The sequence below is a fragment of the Streptococcus sp. Marseille-Q6379 genome (genome assembly GCF_965119505.1).
Genome location: NZ_CBCPLV010000001.1, coordinates 589604 through 609272 on the forward strand (window position 1 = coordinate 589604; position 19669 = coordinate 609272).

General features: G+C 40.0%; 16 protein-coding genes, 3 tRNA genes, 1 other RNA gene and 1 pseudogene. 18 read left to right on the top strand and 3 right to left on the bottom strand.

Translation table 11 applies throughout. The annotated features are described in order from the left end of the window. The first annotated feature begins 349 nt into the window (after positions 1-349). The 12 genes and pseudogenes from parC (at position 350) to ACWPVZ_RS03000 (ending at position 10395) form a co-directional block, all read left to right on the top strand. A complete protein-coding gene (gene parC, locus ACWPVZ_RS02945) occupies positions 350-2806 on the top strand; it encodes a DNA topoisomerase IV subunit A (RefSeq protein ID WP_454380832.1) in 2457 nt (818 codons plus the stop codon). Between the two features lie 155 nt (positions 2807-2961). Beyond that, positions 2962-3993 (top strand): annotated as a pseudogene (locus ACWPVZ_RS02950) (branched-chain amino acid aminotransferase); the annotation flags it as partial. Between the two features lie 118 nt (positions 3994-4111). Further along, entirely contained in the window at positions 4112-4342 is a 231-nt protein-coding gene (locus ACWPVZ_RS02955; RefSeq protein WP_002890369.1) for a DUF2969 domain-containing protein, read from the top strand. A gap of 60 nt (positions 4343-4402) precedes the next feature. Further along, positions 4403-4483, top strand: a tRNA-Tyr gene (locus ACWPVZ_RS02960). A 68-nt stretch (positions 4484-4551) separates the two neighbouring features. Next, positions 4552-4623 (top strand) — tRNA-Gln (locus tag ACWPVZ_RS02965). Between the two features lie 120 nt (positions 4624-4743). Further along, positions 4744-5946: a 30S ribosomal protein S1 gene (gene rpsA / locus ACWPVZ_RS02970; RefSeq protein ID WP_003094841.1), complete on the top strand. Its 1203-nt coding sequence runs from the start codon at positions 4744-4746 to the stop codon at positions 5944-5946. 68 nt (positions 5947-6014) lie between these two features. Continuing rightward, positions 6015-6086 (top strand) — tRNA-Arg (locus ACWPVZ_RS02975). 252 nt (positions 6087-6338) lie between these two features. After that, positions 6339-6688, top strand: a transfer-messenger RNA (tmRNA) gene (ssrA, locus tag ACWPVZ_RS02980). A gap of 45 nt (positions 6689-6733) precedes the next feature. Then, positions 6734-7354, top strand: a complete 621-nt coding sequence (locus ACWPVZ_RS02985; protein ID WP_454380835.1) for a DUF3862 domain-containing protein — start codon at positions 6734-6736, stop codon at positions 7352-7354. 265 nt (positions 7355-7619) lie between these two features. Further along, a complete protein-coding gene (locus ACWPVZ_RS02990; protein WP_192831325.1) occupies positions 7620-8120 on the top strand; it encodes a TVP38/TMEM64 family protein in 501 nt (166 codons plus the stop codon). Next, positions 8098-9333: an aminoacyltransferase gene (locus ACWPVZ_RS02995; protein WP_454380837.1), complete on the top strand. Its 1236-nt coding sequence runs from the start codon at positions 8098-8100 to the stop codon at positions 9331-9333. Before ACWPVZ_RS02990 ends, ACWPVZ_RS02995 begins: the two co-directional genes overlap by 23 nt. A gap of 99 nt (positions 9334-9432) precedes the next feature. Continuing rightward, complete coding sequence (locus tag ACWPVZ_RS03000; protein ID WP_145516341.1) at positions 9433-10395, top strand: Gfo/Idh/MocA family protein; 963 nt, start codon at positions 9433-9435, stop codon at positions 10393-10395. A gap of 45 nt (positions 10396-10440) precedes the next feature. On the opposite strand, the gene ACWPVZ_RS03005 is transcribed toward ACWPVZ_RS03000, so the two are convergent. The 3 genes from ACWPVZ_RS03005 to ACWPVZ_RS03015 form a co-directional block, all read right to left on the bottom strand. Continuing rightward, the gene (locus ACWPVZ_RS03005) at positions 10441-10743 is read right to left on the bottom strand and encodes a DUF1827 family protein (protein ID WP_002885967.1); all 303 of its coding nucleotides are present in this window, start codon (positions 10741-10743) and stop codon (positions 10441-10443) included. Positions 10744-10752: 9 nt separating this feature from the next. After that, complete coding sequence (locus tag ACWPVZ_RS03010; protein ID WP_002890379.1) at positions 10753-11211, bottom strand: NUDIX hydrolase; 459 nt, start codon at positions 11209-11211, stop codon at positions 10753-10755. Between the two features lie 142 nt (positions 11212-11353). After that, the gene (locus ACWPVZ_RS03015) at positions 11354-13624 is read right to left on the bottom strand and encodes an AAA family ATPase (RefSeq protein ID WP_454380841.1); all 2271 of its coding nucleotides are present in this window, start codon (positions 13622-13624) and stop codon (positions 11354-11356) included. A 242-nt stretch (positions 13625-13866) separates the two neighbouring features. Between ACWPVZ_RS03015 and argF the strand changes: the two genes are divergently transcribed. The 6 genes from argF (at position 13867) to feoB (ending at position 19658) form a co-directional block, all read left to right on the top strand. Next, positions 13867-14847, top strand: a complete 981-nt coding sequence (argF, locus tag ACWPVZ_RS03020; RefSeq protein ID WP_454380843.1) for an ornithine carbamoyltransferase — start codon at positions 13867-13869, stop codon at positions 14845-14847. Between the two features lie 68 nt (positions 14848-14915). Continuing rightward, positions 14916-15146 carry a DUF1797 family protein gene (locus tag ACWPVZ_RS03025; protein ID WP_002885970.1) on the top strand — a complete coding sequence of 77 codons (231 nt, stop codon included), beginning with the start codon at positions 14916-14918 and terminating at the stop codon, positions 15144-15146. A gap of 314 nt (positions 15147-15460) precedes the next feature. Continuing rightward, positions 15461-16141, top strand: a complete 681-nt coding sequence (locus ACWPVZ_RS03030; RefSeq protein WP_002890385.1) for an amino acid ABC transporter permease — start codon at positions 15461-15463, stop codon at positions 16139-16141. After that, on the top strand, positions 16141-16875 hold the full coding sequence (locus ACWPVZ_RS03035) for an amino acid ABC transporter ATP-binding protein (RefSeq protein WP_037602114.1): 735 nt from the start codon (positions 16141-16143) through the stop codon (positions 16873-16875). The genes ACWPVZ_RS03030 and ACWPVZ_RS03035 overlap by 1 nt, the downstream gene beginning before the upstream one ends. Before the next feature lie 171 nt (positions 16876-17046). Beyond that, on the top strand, positions 17047-17523 hold the full coding sequence (locus tag ACWPVZ_RS03040; RefSeq protein WP_064523218.1) for a ferrous iron transport protein A: 477 nt from the start codon (positions 17047-17049) through the stop codon (positions 17521-17523). Beyond that, positions 17520-19658, top strand: a complete 2139-nt coding sequence (gene feoB / locus ACWPVZ_RS03045; protein WP_201709367.1) for a ferrous iron transport protein B — start codon at positions 17520-17522, stop codon at positions 19656-19658. The genes ACWPVZ_RS03040 and feoB overlap by 4 nt, the downstream gene beginning before the upstream one ends. Positions 19659-19669: the final 11 nt, after the last annotated feature.

Genomic DNA, 19669 nt, shown 5'->3' on the forward strand with positions numbered 1-19669 from the left:
AAAAGTATCTATCATTATAAGCTATTCCGTATGCCATTAGCTCTAGTTCTCGTGATCAATGGCTCCATAATGACCGGTCTAACAATTTTAAACCTTATTTTATTCTTTGGGGAACTTTCTACTTCATTGACACTATCTTGTGTATCTTTCATTTTAATTGCGATAAGCACAGTGGTTCAATTTGTGATTGGTGAAATAGAAACTAGGAAGGTGAAAACCATTCTTCTACAGTTACAAAGTCAAGGAACAACATTGTAATTAGAGGTGTTGCAGTGAAGTAGGGGGTCTACTATTTGTCTTTTATATTATTTCAAATCATTACTTAAACTAAAAAATAAAGAGAAATCTTATGTCTAATATTCAAAACATGTCCCTTGAGGACATCATGGGGGAGCGTTTTGGGCGCTACTCCAAATACATTATTCAGGAGCGTGCGCTTCCTGATATTCGTGACGGTCTGAAACCCGTTCAACGTCGTATTCTTTATTCCATGAATAAGGATGGTAATACTTATGACAAGGGCTATCGTAAATCTGCCAAGTCTGTGGGTAACATTATGGGTAATTTCCACCCCCATGGTGACAGTTCCATTTATGATGCCATGGTGCGTATGTCTCAGGATTGGAAGAATCGTGAAATCTTGGTTGAGATGCACGGTAACAACGGTTCTATGGACGGTGATCCACCAGCGGCCATGCGTTATACAGAGGCACGCTTGTCAGAGATTGCGGGCTACCTTCTTCAAGATATCGATAAAAACACAGTCCCATGGGCTTGGAATTTTGATGATACAGAGAAGGAACCAACCGTTTTACCCGCCGCCTTTCCAAACCTCTTGGTTAATGGGGCTACAGGGATTTCTGCTGGTTATGCCACAGACATTCCACCACATAATCTGGCAGAGGTCATTGATGCTGTTGTCTACATGATTGATCACCCATCTGCTAAACTGGATAAATTGATGGAATTCTTGCCTGGCCCAGATTTTCCAACAGGGGCTATCATTCAGGGTAAAGATGAGATTCGCAAGGCTTACGAAACTGGTAAGGGCCGCGTCGTTGTGCGTTCACGTACTGAAATTGAACAACTCAAAGGTGGTAAGGAGCAAATCATTGTTACTGAAATTCCTTACGATGTTAATAAGGCAGTTCTTGTTAAAAAAATCGATGATGTTCGTGTCAATAACAAGGTTCCTGGCATTGCAGAAGTTCGTGACGAGTCTGACCGTACGGGGTTGCGTATTGCTATCGAACTTAAGAAGGATGCTGACAGCCAAACCATTCTTAACTATCTTTTGAAATATACGGATCTTCAAGTCAATTACAATTTCAACATGGTAGCTATCGACAATTTCACTCCACGTCAAGTGGGCTTGCAAAAGATTTTGTCTAGCTACATTGCCCACCGTCGCGATATTATCGTTGCCCGTTCAAAATTTGATAAGGAAAAAGCTGAAAAACGTCTTCATATTGTTGAAGGGTTGATCCGTGTCATCTCTATTTTGGATGAGGTTATTGCCCTTATCCGAGCTTCTGAAAATAAGGCAGATGCCAAGGAAAATCTTAAAGTCAGCTATGATTTTTCAGAAGAACAGGCCGAAGCTATCGTGACCTTGCAACTTTATCGTTTGACCAATACGGATATCGTTACTCTCCAAAATGAGGAAGCCGATTTACGTGAGCAGATTGCGACCTTGGCTGCCATCATTGGAGACGAGCGTACCATGTTTAATGTCATGAAACGTGAACTCCGTGATATCAAGAAGAAATTTGGTAATGACCGTCGTTCAGAGCTGCAAGCGGAAACCAAGACCATTGAAATTGATACCGCAAGTTTGATTGTTGAAGAAGAAACCTATGTCAGCATCACTCGCGGTGGCTATGTCAAACGTACTAGCCCACGTTCTTTCAATGCTTCAACGATTGATGAAGTCGGAAAACGTGATGATGATGATTTGATTTTGGTTCAGCAAGCTAAGACGACGCAACACCTCTTGATTTTCACTAACCAGGCCAATGTGATTTATCGTCCAATCCATGAGCTACCAGACATTCGTTGGAAGGATTTGGGAGAGCATTTATCACAAACCATCACTAATTTATCTAAGGATGAAGAAGTGCTTTATGCTGAAATTCTGGATGATTTTGAAGCTGGTACTTACCTAGCAGCCACTAAACTTGGTCAGATTAAACGTTTCGAACGCAAGGAATTTACGCCATGGCGTACCTACAAGTCTAAGTCGGTTAAATACGCTAAACTCAAGGATGATAGTGATTTTATTGTCACAGTCACTCCAATTCAATTGGATGATATCATGATTATCACTCAAAGAGGTTATGCCCTTCGCTTTAACGCGGACGAAGTGCCAGTAGTTGGGGCCAAGGCAGCAGGTGTTAAGGCAATAAATCTTAAGGATGATGATATCGTTCAGGCTGTTTTTGTGGCAAATACTCAAAGTTTCTACCTGCTAACACAAAGAGCCAGTCTCAAACGTGTGGCTACAGCTGATATCCCACAGGCTAAGCGAGCTGGTCGAGGTCTCCAAGTTCTTCGTGAGCTTAAGACGAAACCACATCGCGTCTTTACGGCTGGTCCAGTCTTTACAGAAAATTCTGTTGGTGAGATAGATCTTCTAGCAACACCAGCAGAGGAGACTCCTCAGACCTTGCTTGTGACAGCCACGACAGGTGAAACGGCAGAGGTTGATTTGTCACTTCTAAATCTTTCAGATCGTACTAGCAATGGAAGTTTTATTGAAGGGTTGGCAGACAAAGAAGTCTTTTCTGCTAAGATTATTGAAAAATAATGATAAGAAAGCTTTGTTCTCTTACTAGAGAGCAGAGTTTTTTCTTTAAGAGACTAAAGAACTATTTTAAAAAGAATTGTCTGAATTTTGCAACACAACCTTGAAATTTTCAATGAAAAGGACTATACTAGAAAGCACATAGTAACAGAAAAGAGGACATACACATGACAGTTGATTTAGACTGGGAAAATCTAGGATTTAATTACCGTAAACTTCCATTCCGTTATATCTCATATTTCAAAGACGGCAAGTGGGACGAGGGGCAATTGACTGAGGATGCAACTTTGCATATTTCAGAAGCATCTCCAGCCCTTCACTATGGTCAAGAAGCTTTCGAAGGACTCAAGGCTTACCGTACTAAAGATGGCTCTATTCAATTGTTCCGTCCAGATGAGAATGCCAAACGTTTGCAACGTACTGCTGATCGTCTTTTGATGCCACAAGTTTCTGTTGACAAATTTGTAGATGCATGTAAACAAGTTGTGCGTGCCAATGAAGAATACGTTCCACCATATGGTACAGGTGCTACACTTTATCTCCGTCCACTTTTGATTGGGGTTGGTGATATTATTGGTGTGCATCCAGCAGATGAGTATATCTTTACTATTTTTGCTATGCCAGTAGGTAACTACTTCAAGGGTGGTTTGGCTCCAACAAACTTCCTTATTCAAGATGATTATGACCGTGCTGCGCCACATGGTACAGGTGCTGCTAAGGTTGGTGGTAACTACGCAGCAAGTATGTTGCCAGGTAAGATTGCACATGACCGTAACTTCTCTGATGTTATCTACCTTGATCCAGCAACTCACACTAAGATTGAAGAAGTTGGTTCTGCAAACTTCTTTGGTATCACAGCTAATAACGAATTCATTACACCACTCAGCCCATCTATCTTGCCATCTATCACCAAGTTCTCATTGCTTTACTTGGCTGAAAATCGCTTCGGTATGAAAGCTATCCAAGGTGATGTTAAGATTTCTGAATTGGATAAATTTGTTGAAGCAGGTGCCTGCGGTACAGCTGCCGTAATCTCACCAATTGGTGGGGTACAACATGGTGATGACTTCCATGTCTTCTACTCAGAAACAGAAGTAGGTCCTGTAACACGTAAACTTTATGATGAGTTGACAGGTATCCAATTTGGTGATGTTGAAGCACCAGAAGGATGGATTGTCAAAGTTGACTAATTCTTAATAGATAAATGATTATTTTAAGGCTTGCTCTTGCAAGCTTTTTTCTTTTTCGGTAGAATTAAGGAGATACATTAAGAAAGGATGGCTCGAGCCAAGTATCGGGTATAAATCTATGAGTAAAAAAGATAAAAAAATTGAAATCCAAATTAATGATGCTAAAGTAGTCGTCAACAAAGCAACCATCGAAGGTTTTGAACTTCTTGTTGGCAAGAAAGTGATTGGACAAATTGTGGAAATTGATGGTAAGTTTGCCGTTGTTGACAAGGAAAATGTTGCAGGTTTCCACAAAAAAATGGATGATGCAGTAGCTGCCATTATTGAATCATACAATCTTAATCATTAAAATCCAAAGTAAAGGCTTGCTTTGGTCAAGAAACTGTGATATACTATTTCTTGTTCTTAAGGAGAGATAGCGAAGAGGCTAAACGCGGCGGACTGTAAATCCGCTCCTTCGGGTTCGGGGGTTCGAATCCCTCTCTCTCCATGTCTAAGAAACTGAATCGGGATAGTCGATATCAAGTACTTAGATGTTTTTTTATAGCATTTTGCTATTGGGGTATAGCCAAGCGGTAAGGCAAGGGACTTTGACTCCCTCATGCGTTGGTTCGAATCCAGCTACCCCAGTAAAAGGTATCGGGTGCATTGGCACCGTCTATGTTAACCATTGTCTTTGCGGGTACCTTTAAAAATATATTGTTATCAAGGGTCAGAATTGGCTGGCTCTTGTTGGAGGATCTTTTTAGAATGAACGAATTTGAAGAATTGCTAAACAGTGTTAGCGAAGTTAACACAGGTGACGTTGTAACAGCTGAAGTTATCTCAGTAGATAATGATCAAGCAAATGTTGTTATCGAAGGAACTGGTATCGAAGGTGTTTTGACACGTCGTGAATTGACAAACGACCGTGACGCAAACGTTGCAGACCTTGTTAAAGTTGGTGAAACACTTGAAGTGCTTGTTCTTCGTCAAGTTGTTGGTAAAGATACTGATACTGTAACTTACCTTGTATCTAAAAAACGCTTGGAAGCTCGCAAAGCTTGGGATAAACTTGTTGGTCGTGAAGAAGAAGTTGTTACTGTTAAAGGAACACGCGCTGTTAAAGGCGGACTTTCAGTTGAATTTGAAGGTCTTCGTGGATTTATTCCAGCTTCAATGATCGATACTCGTTTTGTTCGTAACACTGAACAATTTGTAGGTCAAGAATTTGACGCTAAAATTAAAGAAGTTGATCCAGCTGAAAACCGTTTCATCCTTTCACGTCGTGAAGTTGTTGAAGCTGAAGCTGCAGAAGCACGTAAAGAAGTCTTCTCTAAACTTGAAGTTGGTTCAATCGTAACTGGTAAAGTTGCTCGTTTGACAAGCTTCGGTGCTTTCATCGACCTTGGTGGTGTTGACGGACTTGTTCACGTGACTGAATTGTCTCACGAACGTAACGTTTCACCTAAATCAGTTGTATCTGTAGGTGATGAAGTTGAAGTTAAAGTTCTTGCTATCGACGAAGAAGCAGGACGTGTATCACTTTCACTTAAAGCAACAACACCTGGACCATGGGATGGCGTTGAACAAAAACTTGCTGCTGGTGATGTTATCGAAGGTAAAGTTAAACGCTTGACTGACTTCGGTGCTTTCGTTGAAGTATTGCCAGGTATCGATGGACTTGTTCACATCTCTCAAATTTCACACAAACGTGTTGAAAATCCAAAAGATGTTCTTTCAGTAGGTCAAGACGTTACTGTTAAAGTTCTTGAAGTAAACGCTGATGCAGAACGTGTATCACTTTCTATCAAAGCTCTTGAAGAACGTCCAGCTAACGCTGAAGGCGAAAACAACGAAAAACGTCAATCACGTCCACGTCGTCCAAAACGTCAAGAAAAACGTGACTACGAACTTCCAGAAACTCAATCTGGATTCTCAATGGCGGATCTTTTCGGAGATATCGAATTGTAAGATAAAAAAGAGGCATGGAAACATGTCTTTTTTTCTATTTTAGAGTATGCTATAATAGTATACTGTGAGCACCCTTAGTGTAATGGATATCACGTAAGATTCCGGTTCTTGAGATAGGGGTTCGATTCCCTTAGGGTGCAAAAAGAAAAACGTTGAAAGATTTGTTCGCTCAACGTTTTTTTAGTTGCTAAGTTTTAGTGAAATTATTATGTAAATTCTTTTAGTGTTGAAAGGAAAAAGGCAAACATACAGATGAATGGCTACTAGCTTATCCTGAAATCAAAGTTGACTACTGTATTAGCGTCTCTATAGTGGATTTATTGGGGGAGACAGTTTGGCTAATCTTTTGCAATTTATTAATAAATTTGCTATAATACTCAGTATCTCATATTGGGGTCGTTACGGATTCGACAGGCATTATGAGGCATATTCTGCGACTCGTGTGGCGACGTAAACGCTCAGTTAAATATAACTGCAAAAAATACTAATTCTTACGCTGTAGCAGCCTAAACACCTGCTCGCGTGACTTCTAGCAGATTGCTTATGTTTGTTTAGAGGTTTTATTGATTTATAAGCTACGTTTGACCATTGCCTAGCTGGTTGAAAAGAGATTTATAGGCTCGCAGATAGAAGGCTTGAGTTATGTGTCGTCTATCTGTTAAATGAAAGACATAACCTATGGTTGTAGACGAATATGTTGGCAGGTGTTTGGACGTGGGTTCGACTCCCACCGGCTCCATAAATACTTGAGGCGTCAGCCTTTTATTTGTGTATATAGGAATTTATTATGAAAAAACTTTTGTCTTTGATCGTTTTAGGTCTCTCACTTTTTACTCTAGCTGCTTGTGGAAAATCTTCGTCTAAAACTGAGACGAAGGGATCTCTGGATAATGAAGCTTCAAAGATTTTAACTGTTAAGCATGGGAATGTTCGCCAGAACTTTGATAAAATCACCATGGCAAATGCTTCTCAAGAATTCTCAGGAGGCTCAAATCTTGATAGCTTGAAGGGCTGGTTTGGTGAACCCTCATCAACTGCTCAAGAGCAAGCAGGAGATGCTAAGCTTGATGTTTATAATTGGCAGTATGACAATGTTGTGGTTACAGCGAAACTCTTTAACAATAGCACTGTCGTTAAGTCAATTTCAAACTTTTCTTACGTCCGTGATCCCAAAATCACACTGAAGATGTATGAAAACCTCAAAAATGGAACTAGCTATGATGATGCTGTCAAAACGCTTGGCACACCGGATGTTTATTCAATCGCTGTCTCTTCAGATGCAACAATGACACAGGCTCTTTGGTCATCAAACCTTGTCGCTAAGAAGGGTGAAACAGGTAGCCTTACCCTTAACTTTAAAAATGGTGCCTTGGAAAACAAGTCACAAGCAAATTTGATTAACAAGTAATCACAGTAAAAAATGCCTTTCTAAATCAATGAAGGCATTTTTTTGTTATAATAAAAGGAGTGATTAAAATTGTGGAGATGTAATGACCAAAAAAAGACTATTTTTTATAGGGATAGCAGGTTTAATACTGGTATTCTTATGGCCTCTTTTAAATAACTTCATCCCCTTAATCAAGGAATGGATCAACGCTAAGCATGATCAAGCCTTTTTAAGAGAAGTTTTTAAGCAGGCTAATTTCCAAAATGCACTTATCCTTATTAGTCTTATGATTCTGTCATCAGCTATTCCTGGAGTTTCAAGTTCTATTTTTTGTATTTTTGTTGGGCTACTCTATGGTCCTTTGCTTGCGATTCCGATGAACATTATTGGTAATACTTTTGGAAATTTGACTAGTTTTGAAATTCTGAGAAGACTTGAAAAGCCAGAGAAGTCCAAACGTATGGAGAAACTCCTAAACTATATTGAAAACTTTAAGCATCGTTTTATTGGGATTTCTTTAGCCTTCTCTATTCCTTTTATACCATCAGCTCTGGTCAATTATGCTTGTGTTCAGATGAATTTACCCACAAGGACGAGGATTTTGGCAACCCTTATTGGAGTGACGCCAGTCTCGATTGTTTATGCAGTTAGTGGAGATTTGTTGCTTAATATCCGTCCGATTCGAATACCATTAGTGGCAGTACTTGCCATCTTGCTCTTTATCTCACTCGTCATTTACTTTATCCATTTTAGGAAGGAAAAAAATGAGCTTCATTCAAGTAACTAAAGAAGAATTTAACACACATGCTCAACAAGTGTCTGAGCGTTCTTTTATGCAAACGGAGGAAATGGCTAAGCTTCTTGAAAAACGTGGATTTAGCATTAGCTATGTCGCTTGGAAAGAAGGAAACCAACTAGAAGTCTCAGCAATTGTCTACAGCATGCCTATGACTGGTGGGCTTCGTATGGAGGTGAATTGTGGACCGATTCACTCAAATACAGCTCATCTGAGTGACTTTTATCAGGGTTTGAAGGATTATGCTAAGGCAAATGGCGCTCTTGAGCTGTTAATCAAGCCTTATGATACTTATCAAACTTTTGATAGTAATGGTGAGCCAATTGGTGAAGAGCAGAAGCAATTGATTAGTCAATTGACAGATTTAGGCTATAGCTTTGATGGTTTACAGACAGGTTATCCTGGTGGTGAGCCTGACTGGCACTATGTTAAGGATTTATCTGGGATTGAAGAAAAAGATCTTATCAAGTCTTTCAGTAAAAAAGGGAAGCCATTGGTTAAAAAAGCCAAAACTTTCGGGATTAAGTTGAAAAAACTGAAACGTGATGAGTTATCTATTTTTAAAGAAATCACTTCGGCGACCTCTGATCGTCGTGAGTATAGTGACAAGTCCCTAGATTATTACCAAGATTTTTATGATGCTTTTGGTGATAATGCTGATTTTATGGTGGCTACCTTGAATTTTCAGGATTACTATGACCATTTGGAAAGTGATCAAGCGAAGTTAGGAGCTAGAATTGTCAAATTACAGGCTGATTTAGAGGCTAACCCAAAATCTGAGAAAAAACAAAACCAATTAAGAGAGTTATCAAGTCAGTTTGAGACCTTTGATGTTCGAAAGGGTGAAGCGACTGCTTTTATTGATAAATATGGTCAGGAAGATATTGTTTTGGCTGGCAGTCTTTTTGTCTATACACCTCAAGAAGCTGTTTATCTTTTTAGTGGATCTTATCCGGAGTTTAATAAGTTTTATGCGCCAGCACTCTTACAAGAGTATGTGATGACCCAAGCCATTAAACGTGGAATTACTTTCTATAACTTCCTTGGTATTATGGGGATCTTTGATGGTTCAGATGGGGTTTTGCGATTTAAACAAAACTTTAATGGTTATATCGTTCGCAAGATGGGAACCTTCCGTTATTATCCACAGCCGCTTAAATATAAAGCGATTCAAGGAGTTAAGAAACTGCTTGGCCGTTCTTAAATTTTAGAGGACTTCTATTTGAGTCCTCCTTCATTATAGTTCTGTTTATAGAATTACGCCGTATAGTAAGAGAGTTTAGAGGAAGAAGGAGGTAAGTTGATGAAACTTGCATTATTAGGGACTGGAATGATTGTGACAGAGGTTCTTCCTGTGTTAACAACTATTGAGGGTATCGAGCTTGAAGCTATCTTATCGACACCACGATCGCTCGATAAGGCAGAAGCCCTAGCTAAACAATATGGCTTATCTCAGGCGACTAGTGATTATGAGTTAATTTTGTCTAATCCAGAAGTTGATACGATTTATGTCGGAACGCCTAATCATACCCACTATGACTATGCTAAGAAAGCACTTTTGGCCGGAAAGCATGTTATCTGTGAGAAACCCTTCACCCTTCATTTAGAAGAGTTTGAAGAGCTAGCTAAGCTTGCTCAAGAAAAAAAGCTTCTCTTGATGGAGGCCATTACCAATCAATATCTGGCTAATTTTACAGCGATTAAGGAAGCCTTGTCTGATATTGGGGATATTAAGATTGTGAATATCAATTATTCCCAATATTCATCACGTTACGATGCCTTCAAACATGGGGAAATTGCTCCTGTCTTCAACCCTGAAATGGGTGGGGGAGCACTTAGAGATCTTAATATCTATAATATTCACCTTCTTGTTGGCCTTTTTGGTAAGCCTAATCGTGTGGAATATCTACCTAATGTGGAGCGAGGAGTGGATACGTCAGGAATTCTAGTTTTGGACTATGGTAACTTTAAGGCTGTTGCCATTGGAGCTAAAGACTGTAGTGCGGAGATTCGTTCAACTATTCAAGGGGATAAGGGAGCTATTACTATTTTTGGTGCAACCAACACTCTTCCTGAAATTGGAGTCACTCTCAATGGTCAGAAAGAGAGAGTTGTCAATCTCAATAGTCCACAACATCGTATGTATGATGAATTTGTAGCTTTTGAAAAGATGGTGGCGACCAAGGATTTTGACAGTGTTGCCCAGCAGTTGGAACATAGTCGTCAGGTTATGAAAGTTCTGGATCAAGCTTCGAAAGCTTTGTAACATACTAAAAAACAAGCAGTGGTGTTAGCCATTGCTTGTTCTGTCTTATACAGTTGTTGGGAATGAAATCTCAATCAATTTGTCAGTGTGTACTGTTCTAAGTTTGTCCATCAAAACGATATCTTTGTCGATTTTTCGTTTGAGGAAGAATTCACGGATAACTTCTAATTCGTTGTCTTTAACAGCACGATGTTTATTTGAAATCAAGAGTTCATAATGCTTAGGTGCTTGTGTAAAGACAACATCAGTATTCCCAGCAGAGTAGGTCTCTACGAGAAAGGCATCCGTGTTGTCTAGTTGGTTTTGAACGAGTTCTTGGTGTGTACGGGTCGTATTAATGAGTTTCATAGTTTCCTCCTAAGATTTGCCAGTTGTTATATTGTTTGCTTTCCATTGTTCGATTCCCCATTTATGGCTGCCACGTTTAAGTTTAGCAATGGCTTCATCAATTGGAAACCAGGCCAGGTTATTGAAATCTTCGAGAGGTTTGCCAATTTTTGAAAAATCTACAACTTCATAAATATAGGCTGGATTGTAATAGTAAGTGTCACGGTGGCTTGAATAGAAGTATTCATCAGCCTGGCCATAGTACTGTCCTAAAGTGGCTGTAAACCCAAGTTCTTCAATTAACTCGCGTTCTAATGCGCTATAGTGATCCTCGCCTGCTTCGATTTCTCCACCTGGGAGAAACCAAGCTCCGTTAGGAGCCTGGACTAAAATAATCTTTGTCTTTTCTTGGTTAGGAATCACAGCATAAACACCGTAACGTGTTTGATAATGAGCTCCCTCAACCTTGTCACCAAATGTTGGATTCATGAGTTGCTCCTTACGTTTATTTGCCTATATTATACTAAAATTTTGCTCATTTTCCTATTGATTTAGGCAGAATTAGGGATAAATTTGAAAATAGGAAATGAAAAGATAAATAAACCAAGTCGTAATGACTTGGTTTATTTGTTTAATCAGATTCTTTTGCTGCCTCAGCTTTTTGAGTAGCTTTTTCGGCTTTTTTAGCAGACTTAATGGTAATGTGGCCTTTTGAAGTCATGACTGCCTTGAGATCTTTTTCGTTTGGATTTTCAAGGTAGAAGTCGGTAATAGCATCTTCAATATGATCTTGGATGGTACGACGTAGTGGTCGAGCACCCATCTTAGGATCGTAACCAAGGTCAACCAATTTTTCCTTAACTTTCTCAGTTACACTGAGGTGGATACCGTTGTTAGCCAAGCGTTGGTTGACATTATCAAGCATGAGGTCCACGATAGTAAGGAGATTTTCTTTGCTGAGGGCAGAGAATTCGATAATACCGTCAAAGCGGTTCATGAATTCAGGACTGAAGAAATCTCCAAGTTGGTTAAGAACAGAATTGGTACGATTTTCACGAGTAGCTCCAAAGCCAACGCTAGCTTCAACTTTACCAGTACCAGCATTTGATGTCATGATGATGATGGTATCCTTGAAGCTTACAGTGCGCCCTTGACCATCAGTCAAACGACCGTCGTCAAGTACTTGGAGGAACATGTGAAGAACGTCTGGGTGAGCTTTTTCGACCTCATCTAAAAGAATAAGTGAATAAGGATTACGGCGGACTTTTTCAGTTAACTGACCAGCTTCGTCGTAACCAACATATCCTGGAGGGGCACCAACCAATTTAGCGACAGCGTGTTTTTCCATGTATTCTGACATATCGAAACGAATCATACTGTCAGCTGAACCAAAGAGTTCAATGGCTAATTGTTTAGAGAGCTCAGTTTTACCGACTCCTGTAGGACCTACGAAGAGGAAGCTACCAATTGGGCGGTTTGGAGCACCCAATCCAACACGATTACGGCGGATAGCTTTGGCAATCTTATCAACTGCAGCATCTTGTCCGATAACATGTGATTTAAGATCATCGGCAAGACTAAGAAGTTGTGATTGTTCTTTTTCTTTCAAATCACCGACAGGAATATTGGTCTTTTGTTCCACAATAGCTTCGATATGTTTTTCGGTGATGACAGGCATATCTTGGTCTTTGATGGTTTGCTTTTGCATTTCCTTGTATTTGGCAATTTGGTCACGGAAATAGGCAGCCTTTTCAAAGTCCTCGTCACGAGTAGCTTGAGCCTTGAGGTTTTCAGCCTCAATCAAACGTTTGTCGATATCTTTAGGATCAACAAAGTTGAGGGTCAAGTTCATCTTCGAACCAGCTTCATCAAGAAGGTCGATGGCCTTGTCTGGTAAGAAACGGTCTTGGATGTAGCGGTTGGACAATTCTGCAGCTGCAGTAATCGCTTCGTCCGTATATTTGACGTGGTGGTAGTCTTGATATTTAGGCTGAATCCCACGCAAAATAGTGATGGTTTCCTCAACAGTTGGTTCGTCAACCTTAACTGGTTGCATACGACGCTCAAGGGCAGCATCTTTTTCGATGATGCGGTATTCGTTGAGTGTTGTTGCTCCGACCAGTTGAAGTTCCCCACGAGCAAGGGCAGGTTTTAGGATGTTTCCAGCATCCATATTGCCATCTCCAGCATTACCAGCTCCTACGATTTCATGGATTTCATCAATAAATAGGATAACATCCTGACGTTGACGAATTTCTTCCATAAGTTTTTGCATGCGTTCTTCAAATTGGCCACGAATACCAGTTCCTTGAACCAAGCTGACCACATCAAGACGGATGACTTGTTTGCCTTGGAGTTTTTGAGGAACGCTACCATCTACAATTTTTTGAGCTAGTCCTTCAACGACAGCAGTCTTACCGACACCGGGTTCACCGATGAGGACGGGATTGTTCTTGGTACGGCGGTTAAGAATTTCGATGACACGAATGATTTCCTCGTCACGACCAATGACTGGATCGATGTCTCCACGACGAGCGATGTCAGTGATGTTAATGCCGAACTCTTCAAGAAGACCTTGTGGCTGTTGAGGAGCTTGTTGGCGTGGTCCTCCTGGACGGCCTGGCCCTTGTGTATTACCACCGTTTCCTCGGTTACCACCTTCTTGTGTTGGAGGTGTATTGGGAAGATCACCGTTAGAAGAACGGAAGTTATTTAGGTCGCTGAAGAAATCATCGAAGAAGCTGGAACCTCCAGTTTGATTGAATTGATTAAGGGGGTTCTCTGGGTCAGATTTCATGATTTTATAACAATTTTGACAGAGGTCAACTTGTTGCTGATTACCATTTACATTGGTATACAAATGAATACTAGCTTCATTAAGGTTACAGTTTTGACAGAGCATATCAGTACCTCTTTTCTATCTGAATTGGGAAAGACCTTTATTGAAAATATTCTTGGTCAAAAAAGGTCAAATCTATGACTACATTATAGCATGCAGAAGGTAGATTGCAAGTAAAAAGTATTTAGGTTTGGCACTCTCTTGATAAGAGTGCTGATTTTGAATTTTAATTCAAAATTACTTGTCTGTAATGTATAAAAATTATATAATGTTTTTATATTATTCAGAACGAAAGAGAGATACCTATGACACAATCTAAATCCTTTTTGAAAGAAATCGACTTTACCAAGCAAGAACTCGAGGAGTTAATTGATTTATCTATAAAATTTAAACAGTTAAAGAAGGAAAGAATTCCGCATAAATATTTAGATGGCTTAAATATTGCCTTGATTTTTGAAAAAACATCTACCAGAACTCGCTCAGCTTTTACAGTGGCCGGTCAGGACCTAGGTATGAATGTGACCTACCTTGGTGCTGGAGACATTCAGTTAGGTAAAAAGGAATCTGTAGTTGATACGGCCAAGGTTCTGGGATCTATGTTTGATGGAATCGAGTACCGTGGGTTTAAGCAAGAAGATGTCGAGGATTTGGCTAAGTACTCAGGTGTTCCGGTCTGGAATGGTTTGACGGATACCTGGCATCCAACGCAAATGATTGCGGATTTCATGACTTTGAAGGAGCATTTTGGTAGTTTGGAAGACTTGACCATCGCCTATATTGGAGATGGTAGAAATAATATGGCCAACTCACTTTTGGTCACTTCGGCTATTTTAGGCGTTAATGTCAAGATTATTGCCCCAGAGGTGCTGCAACCCGAAGATGAGATTGTAGCCTTAGCTCAGAAACATAATAATGGTGCCGACTTAACCATTACAGATGATATTTCAGAGGTCAAGGGAGTGGATATGCTTTATACGGATGTCTGGGTATCTATGGGTGAAGAGGTAGATTTTAAATCTCGTATTGATTTACTCTTGCCTTATCAAATTAATGCAGACCTACTAGCCAAGACAGAAAATCCAGATGTTATCGTTATGCATTGTCTCCCAGCCTTTCATGATCTCAATACCCAAATTGGGAAAGAAATCTATGACAAATATGGTTTGGCAGAGTTAGAAATTACAGATCAAGTCTTCCAAAAGTACAGTGACATCATCTTCCAAGAAGCTGAGAATCGTATGCATTCTATTAAGGGCATTATGTACAATTCCTTGAAAAATATTTAAAATTCCCCCATTTTTCCCATAAGTGTGATAAAATAAGTAAGAAATACACAATTAATAGGAGAAATAACATGGAATCACATTTGGTGAGAATCATTAACCGTCTTGAAATGATGGCGGCTGATGGTGGTAATTTGAAACGTAATTTTGAACGTGAAGGAGTGGTTGTTGCCGAAGTATCATTTAGCAACGATCCTGAAAATGGTCCAGTTTTCACATTGCGTGACGTTGAAGCACGTGAATCTTATTCATTTGATAGCATTGACTTGATTGCAATGGAAATCTACGATTTGCTTTACTAATAAATCATTTGGGGACTTTACAAGGTTCCAAAAACTCAAAATGCCTGAAACTATCGAGTTTCAGGCATTTTTATCAGGATGAAAGCATCGGGTAATGCTTGTATGGGTTACCAAAATAGGCAGTATTTCAAATCATTGACAAACCTTTTGGGAAGATGTCATCTTATGAGGACTTGAGGTGTCTTGCTTGAGAGATTTGATAGCGATGTCTATAACTTAGTTTTTATACTGAAATATCGCATTTATAAGAAAATACTTTATTATTATACAGTCTTCTGATATAATATTGAAGAATATTAGTAAGGAGTATCTAGATGAATTTTTCATTTCTACCGCAGTTTTGGTCTTACTTTAACTATGGTGTCTTAGTAACAATTATGATTTCGGTCTGCGTGGTCTTCTTCGGAACCATCCTCGGGGTTTTGGTATCCTTGGCCAAGCGTTCTGGAATCAAACCTTTGGAGTGGCTAGTAAGCCTTTATGTTTGGGTTTTCCGTGGGACTCCTATGGTTGTGCAGATTATGATTGCTTTTAACCTCATCCACATGAACCTTCCAACTGTGCAGTTTGGGATTTTAAACCTTGATTTATCACGTATCGTTCCGGGTATTATCGTCCTTTCTTTGAACAGTGGTGCTTATATTTCTGAGAGTGTACGTGCAGGTATCGAGTCTATTCCTAAAGGCCAGATTGAAGCAGCCTACTCACTTGGTATCCGTCCATGGAATACCATGCGTTATGTGGTCTTGCCTCAAGCTATTAAAAATATCTTGCCTGCCTTAGGTAACGAGTTTGTCACTATTATCAAGGATAGTTCGCTCTTGCAAACCATCGGGGTTATGGAATTGTGGAATGGTGCACAAACTGTTGCAACAACGACCTACTTGACTTTGACGCCGCTCTTGTTCGCAGCCTTCTATTATTTGATTGTAACAACAGCTATGACGGCACTCTTGAAACAAATGGAACAACGACTTGGGGAGGGACGTAAATAATGGCAGAAACAATTATTGAGATTAAAAATCTTCACAAGTATTTTGGTAAGAATGAAGTTCTCAAAGGGATTGATCTAGATATTAAAAAGGGTGAAGTAGTGGTTATCATTGGTCCTTCAGGATCAGGAAAATCAACCTTCCTACGCTCAATGAACTTGCTTGAGAAACCTACAAAAGGCGTTATTTCTTTTGAAGGTGTGGATATTACAGATAAGAATAACGACATTTTCAAAATGCGTGAAAAAATGGGAATGGTTTTCCAACAGTTTAACCTCTTCCCTAACATGACAGTTAAGGAAAATATCACCTTGTCACCGATTAAAACCAAGGGTGTTTCAAAAGCTGATGCAGACGCGAAAGCTATGGAACTTTTAGAAAAGGTTGGCTTGAAAGATAAGGCAGATGCCTACCCAACAAGTCTATCTGGTGGTCAGCAGCAACGTATTGCAATCGCACGTGGTTTGGCTATGGATCCAGACGTTCTCTTGTTTGACGAACCAACATCAGCCCTTGATCCAGAAATGGTTGGTGAAGTTCTTGCCGTTATGCAAGACCTTGCTAAATCAGGGATGACAATGGCAATCGTTACCCACGAAATGGGCTTTGCGTATGAGGTGGCTGATCGTGTTATCTTTATGGATGGCGGTGTTATTGTAGAAGAAGGTACACCACAAGAGATTTTCGACAATACTAAGGAAGATCGTACTAAGGATTTCTTGAGTAAGGTTTTGTAAGATATTCATTAAGTATGTATACATTGTTTGTGAAGGCTGGAACTTTTCCGGCCTTTTCTTTTTGTGTTCTGCTTTTCTAGAATCATTCTTGTTTAGGATAATTTTTCGTAGAAGATGGATAAATATGCTATAATGATGCCGTATCAAAAATAATAAAGTAGGTCAAGAAAAATGCTCATATATGATGCGGCCTTAAAAACGCCTTACCGGATTCTTGGCATTAACCTCCCTAAGGATAGTCTTTTGCACTTATCTAACCTAGGGCTGGCTGCCGGTGAAATGATTGAGGTGGTAACTAAGACCAAGAACAGTGCTATTATTATCGTAAAGGGGAGTCGCTTAGCCTTTGATGCTTCGATTCTAGATAAGATTGATTTGGCACCTGCGGAGGAAGATCAGGAAAAGATACCTCTTTCTGAATTACCAGTTGGACGTTCGGCTATCGTTACTGATATTTTTTCAGCAAATGAGACCAAACGGCGTCTTATGGATATGGGAATTACAAAGCGTACTCGGGTCTTATTGCGTAAGGTAGCCCCTTTGGGAGATCCTCTAGAAATTAGCTTGAGAGGGTATGAATTAACCCTACGCAAGTCGGAAGCGCAAATGATTAGTGTGGTCATGCTGGACGAGGGAGAGGAAAAATGACAGAAATTGCATTAATAGGTAATCCTAATAGTGGTAAAACCAGTTTATTCAACCTGATAACAGGGACCAATCAGCGTGTTGGTAACTGGCCGGGTGTTACTGTAGAACGAAAAAGTGGTCTGGTCAAAAAGAATAAGGATTTAGAAATCCAGGATTTACCAGGGATTTACTCAATGTCACCCTATAGCCCTGAAGAAAAGGTAGCGCGTGACTATTTGTTGAGCCAAAGGGCCGAAAGTATTCTAAATGTGGTTGATGCGACTAATTTGGAGCGTAACCTTTATCTGACAACGCAGTTGATTGAGACAGGTATTCCAGTCACTTTAGCACTTAACATGAGTGATGTTTTGGAGGCTCAGGGAAAACAGATTAATGTTGATAAATTATCTTATCATCTAGGCGTCCCAGTAGTAGCTACTAGTGCTCTCAAACAAACTGGTGTGGATCAGGTAGTGAAGAAGGCAGCTCATACAACGACTTCTACAGTCGGTGACATTGCCTTTCCAATTTATGACGATAAGTTAGAAGCTGCCATCTCACAAATTTTGGAAGTCTTGGGAAATTCGGTACCACAAAGGTCTGCGCGTTTTTATGCCATTAAACTCTTTGAACACGATGCTTTAGTTGAGGCTGAGCTAGGCTTGTCCCCATTCCAACGAAAAGAAATCAAAGATATCATTCGTATCACTGAGGAAATTTTCACAGAAGATGCGGAGTCAATTGTCATTAATGAGCGTTATGCCTTTATTGAACGTGTTTGTCAGATGGCTCAAAGTCATACGGAAGATTTTGCCCTGACCTTGTCAGATAAGATTGATAGGATTGTTACCAACCGTATTTTGGCTTTACCAATTTTCGCAGCAGTTATGTATTTGGTTTATTTCTTATCTATCCAAACTGTTGGAACCATGTGGACAGACTGGGCTAACGATGTGCTTTTTGGTAAGTATGTTCCAGATTTGGTAACTTCTGGTCTTGACTTTCTTCAAGTTCAGGACTGGCTTAAGTCTTTGATTGTTGATGGTATCGTCGCTGGGATTGGGACAGTACTAGGATTCCTTCCTCAAATTTTTGTGCTCTTTATCTGTTTGGGTGTGCTTGAGGACATTGGATATATGAGTCGTATTGCCTTTGTTATGGACCGTATTTTCCGACGTTTTGGGCTTTCTGGAAAATCCTTTATTCCCATGTTGATTTCGACAGGTTGCGGGGTTCCAGCGGTTATGTCTAGTCGAACTATTGAAAATGAAAGGGACCGTCGCATTACCATTATGACGGCAACCTTCATGCCTTGTTCGGCCAAGTTGGAAATAATTGCCTTGATTGCTGGAGCTTTCTTCCCTAGTAACTCATTAGTAGCACCAAGTACTTATTTTATTGGGATGGCTACCATTATCTTATCAGGTATTGCCCTCAAAAAGACGAGTTTTTTGGGTGGCCTAACCAGTCCGTTTATAATGGAATTGCCTGCTTACCATTGGCCTAAAGCCATGTCAGTTTTGCGCTATGCCTTTGGTAAGGCTATGAGTTTTGTCAAACGTGCGGGAACCATCATTTTCAGTTTGACAGTTCTTATCTGGTTTATGTCTAACTACAACTTTACGCTACATACGGTAGATACGGAAGCCAGCATTTTGGCGACTCTCGGTAGGAGTTTGTCTTGGATTTTTGATCCGCTTGGATTTGGAAATTGGAAGGCAACAGTTGCGGCTCTTACAGGCTTAGCTGCCAAGGAGACTGTTGTTGCCACCTTTGGTATTCTCTATCATAATAGCAGTGAAGCTGGTTTAGCTGCGGCTTTACGAGGAGATTATTCTTCCCTAGCAGCTTATTCCTTCTTAGTCTTTAATTTACTTTGTGCCCCATGTTTTGCGGCTATTGGAGCTATTAAGCGTGAAATGGCCAATCTTAAATGGACGGTTGGTGCTATCGGTTTTCAAACAGGCCTAGCTTATTGTGTGAGTTTAATTCTTTATCAGTTTGGCCAAGTTATCCTATACGGCAAGTCAATGACAATTTGGACTTTTGTTGCTTTCTTGCTGTTAGTGACCATGATTTATTTTGTGGTTCGTAAACCACGTCAGATTAAGGATCAAATCATTAGCTTGGATAATCTTCAAGAAGCCCATATTTAGGTTTAGGAGGA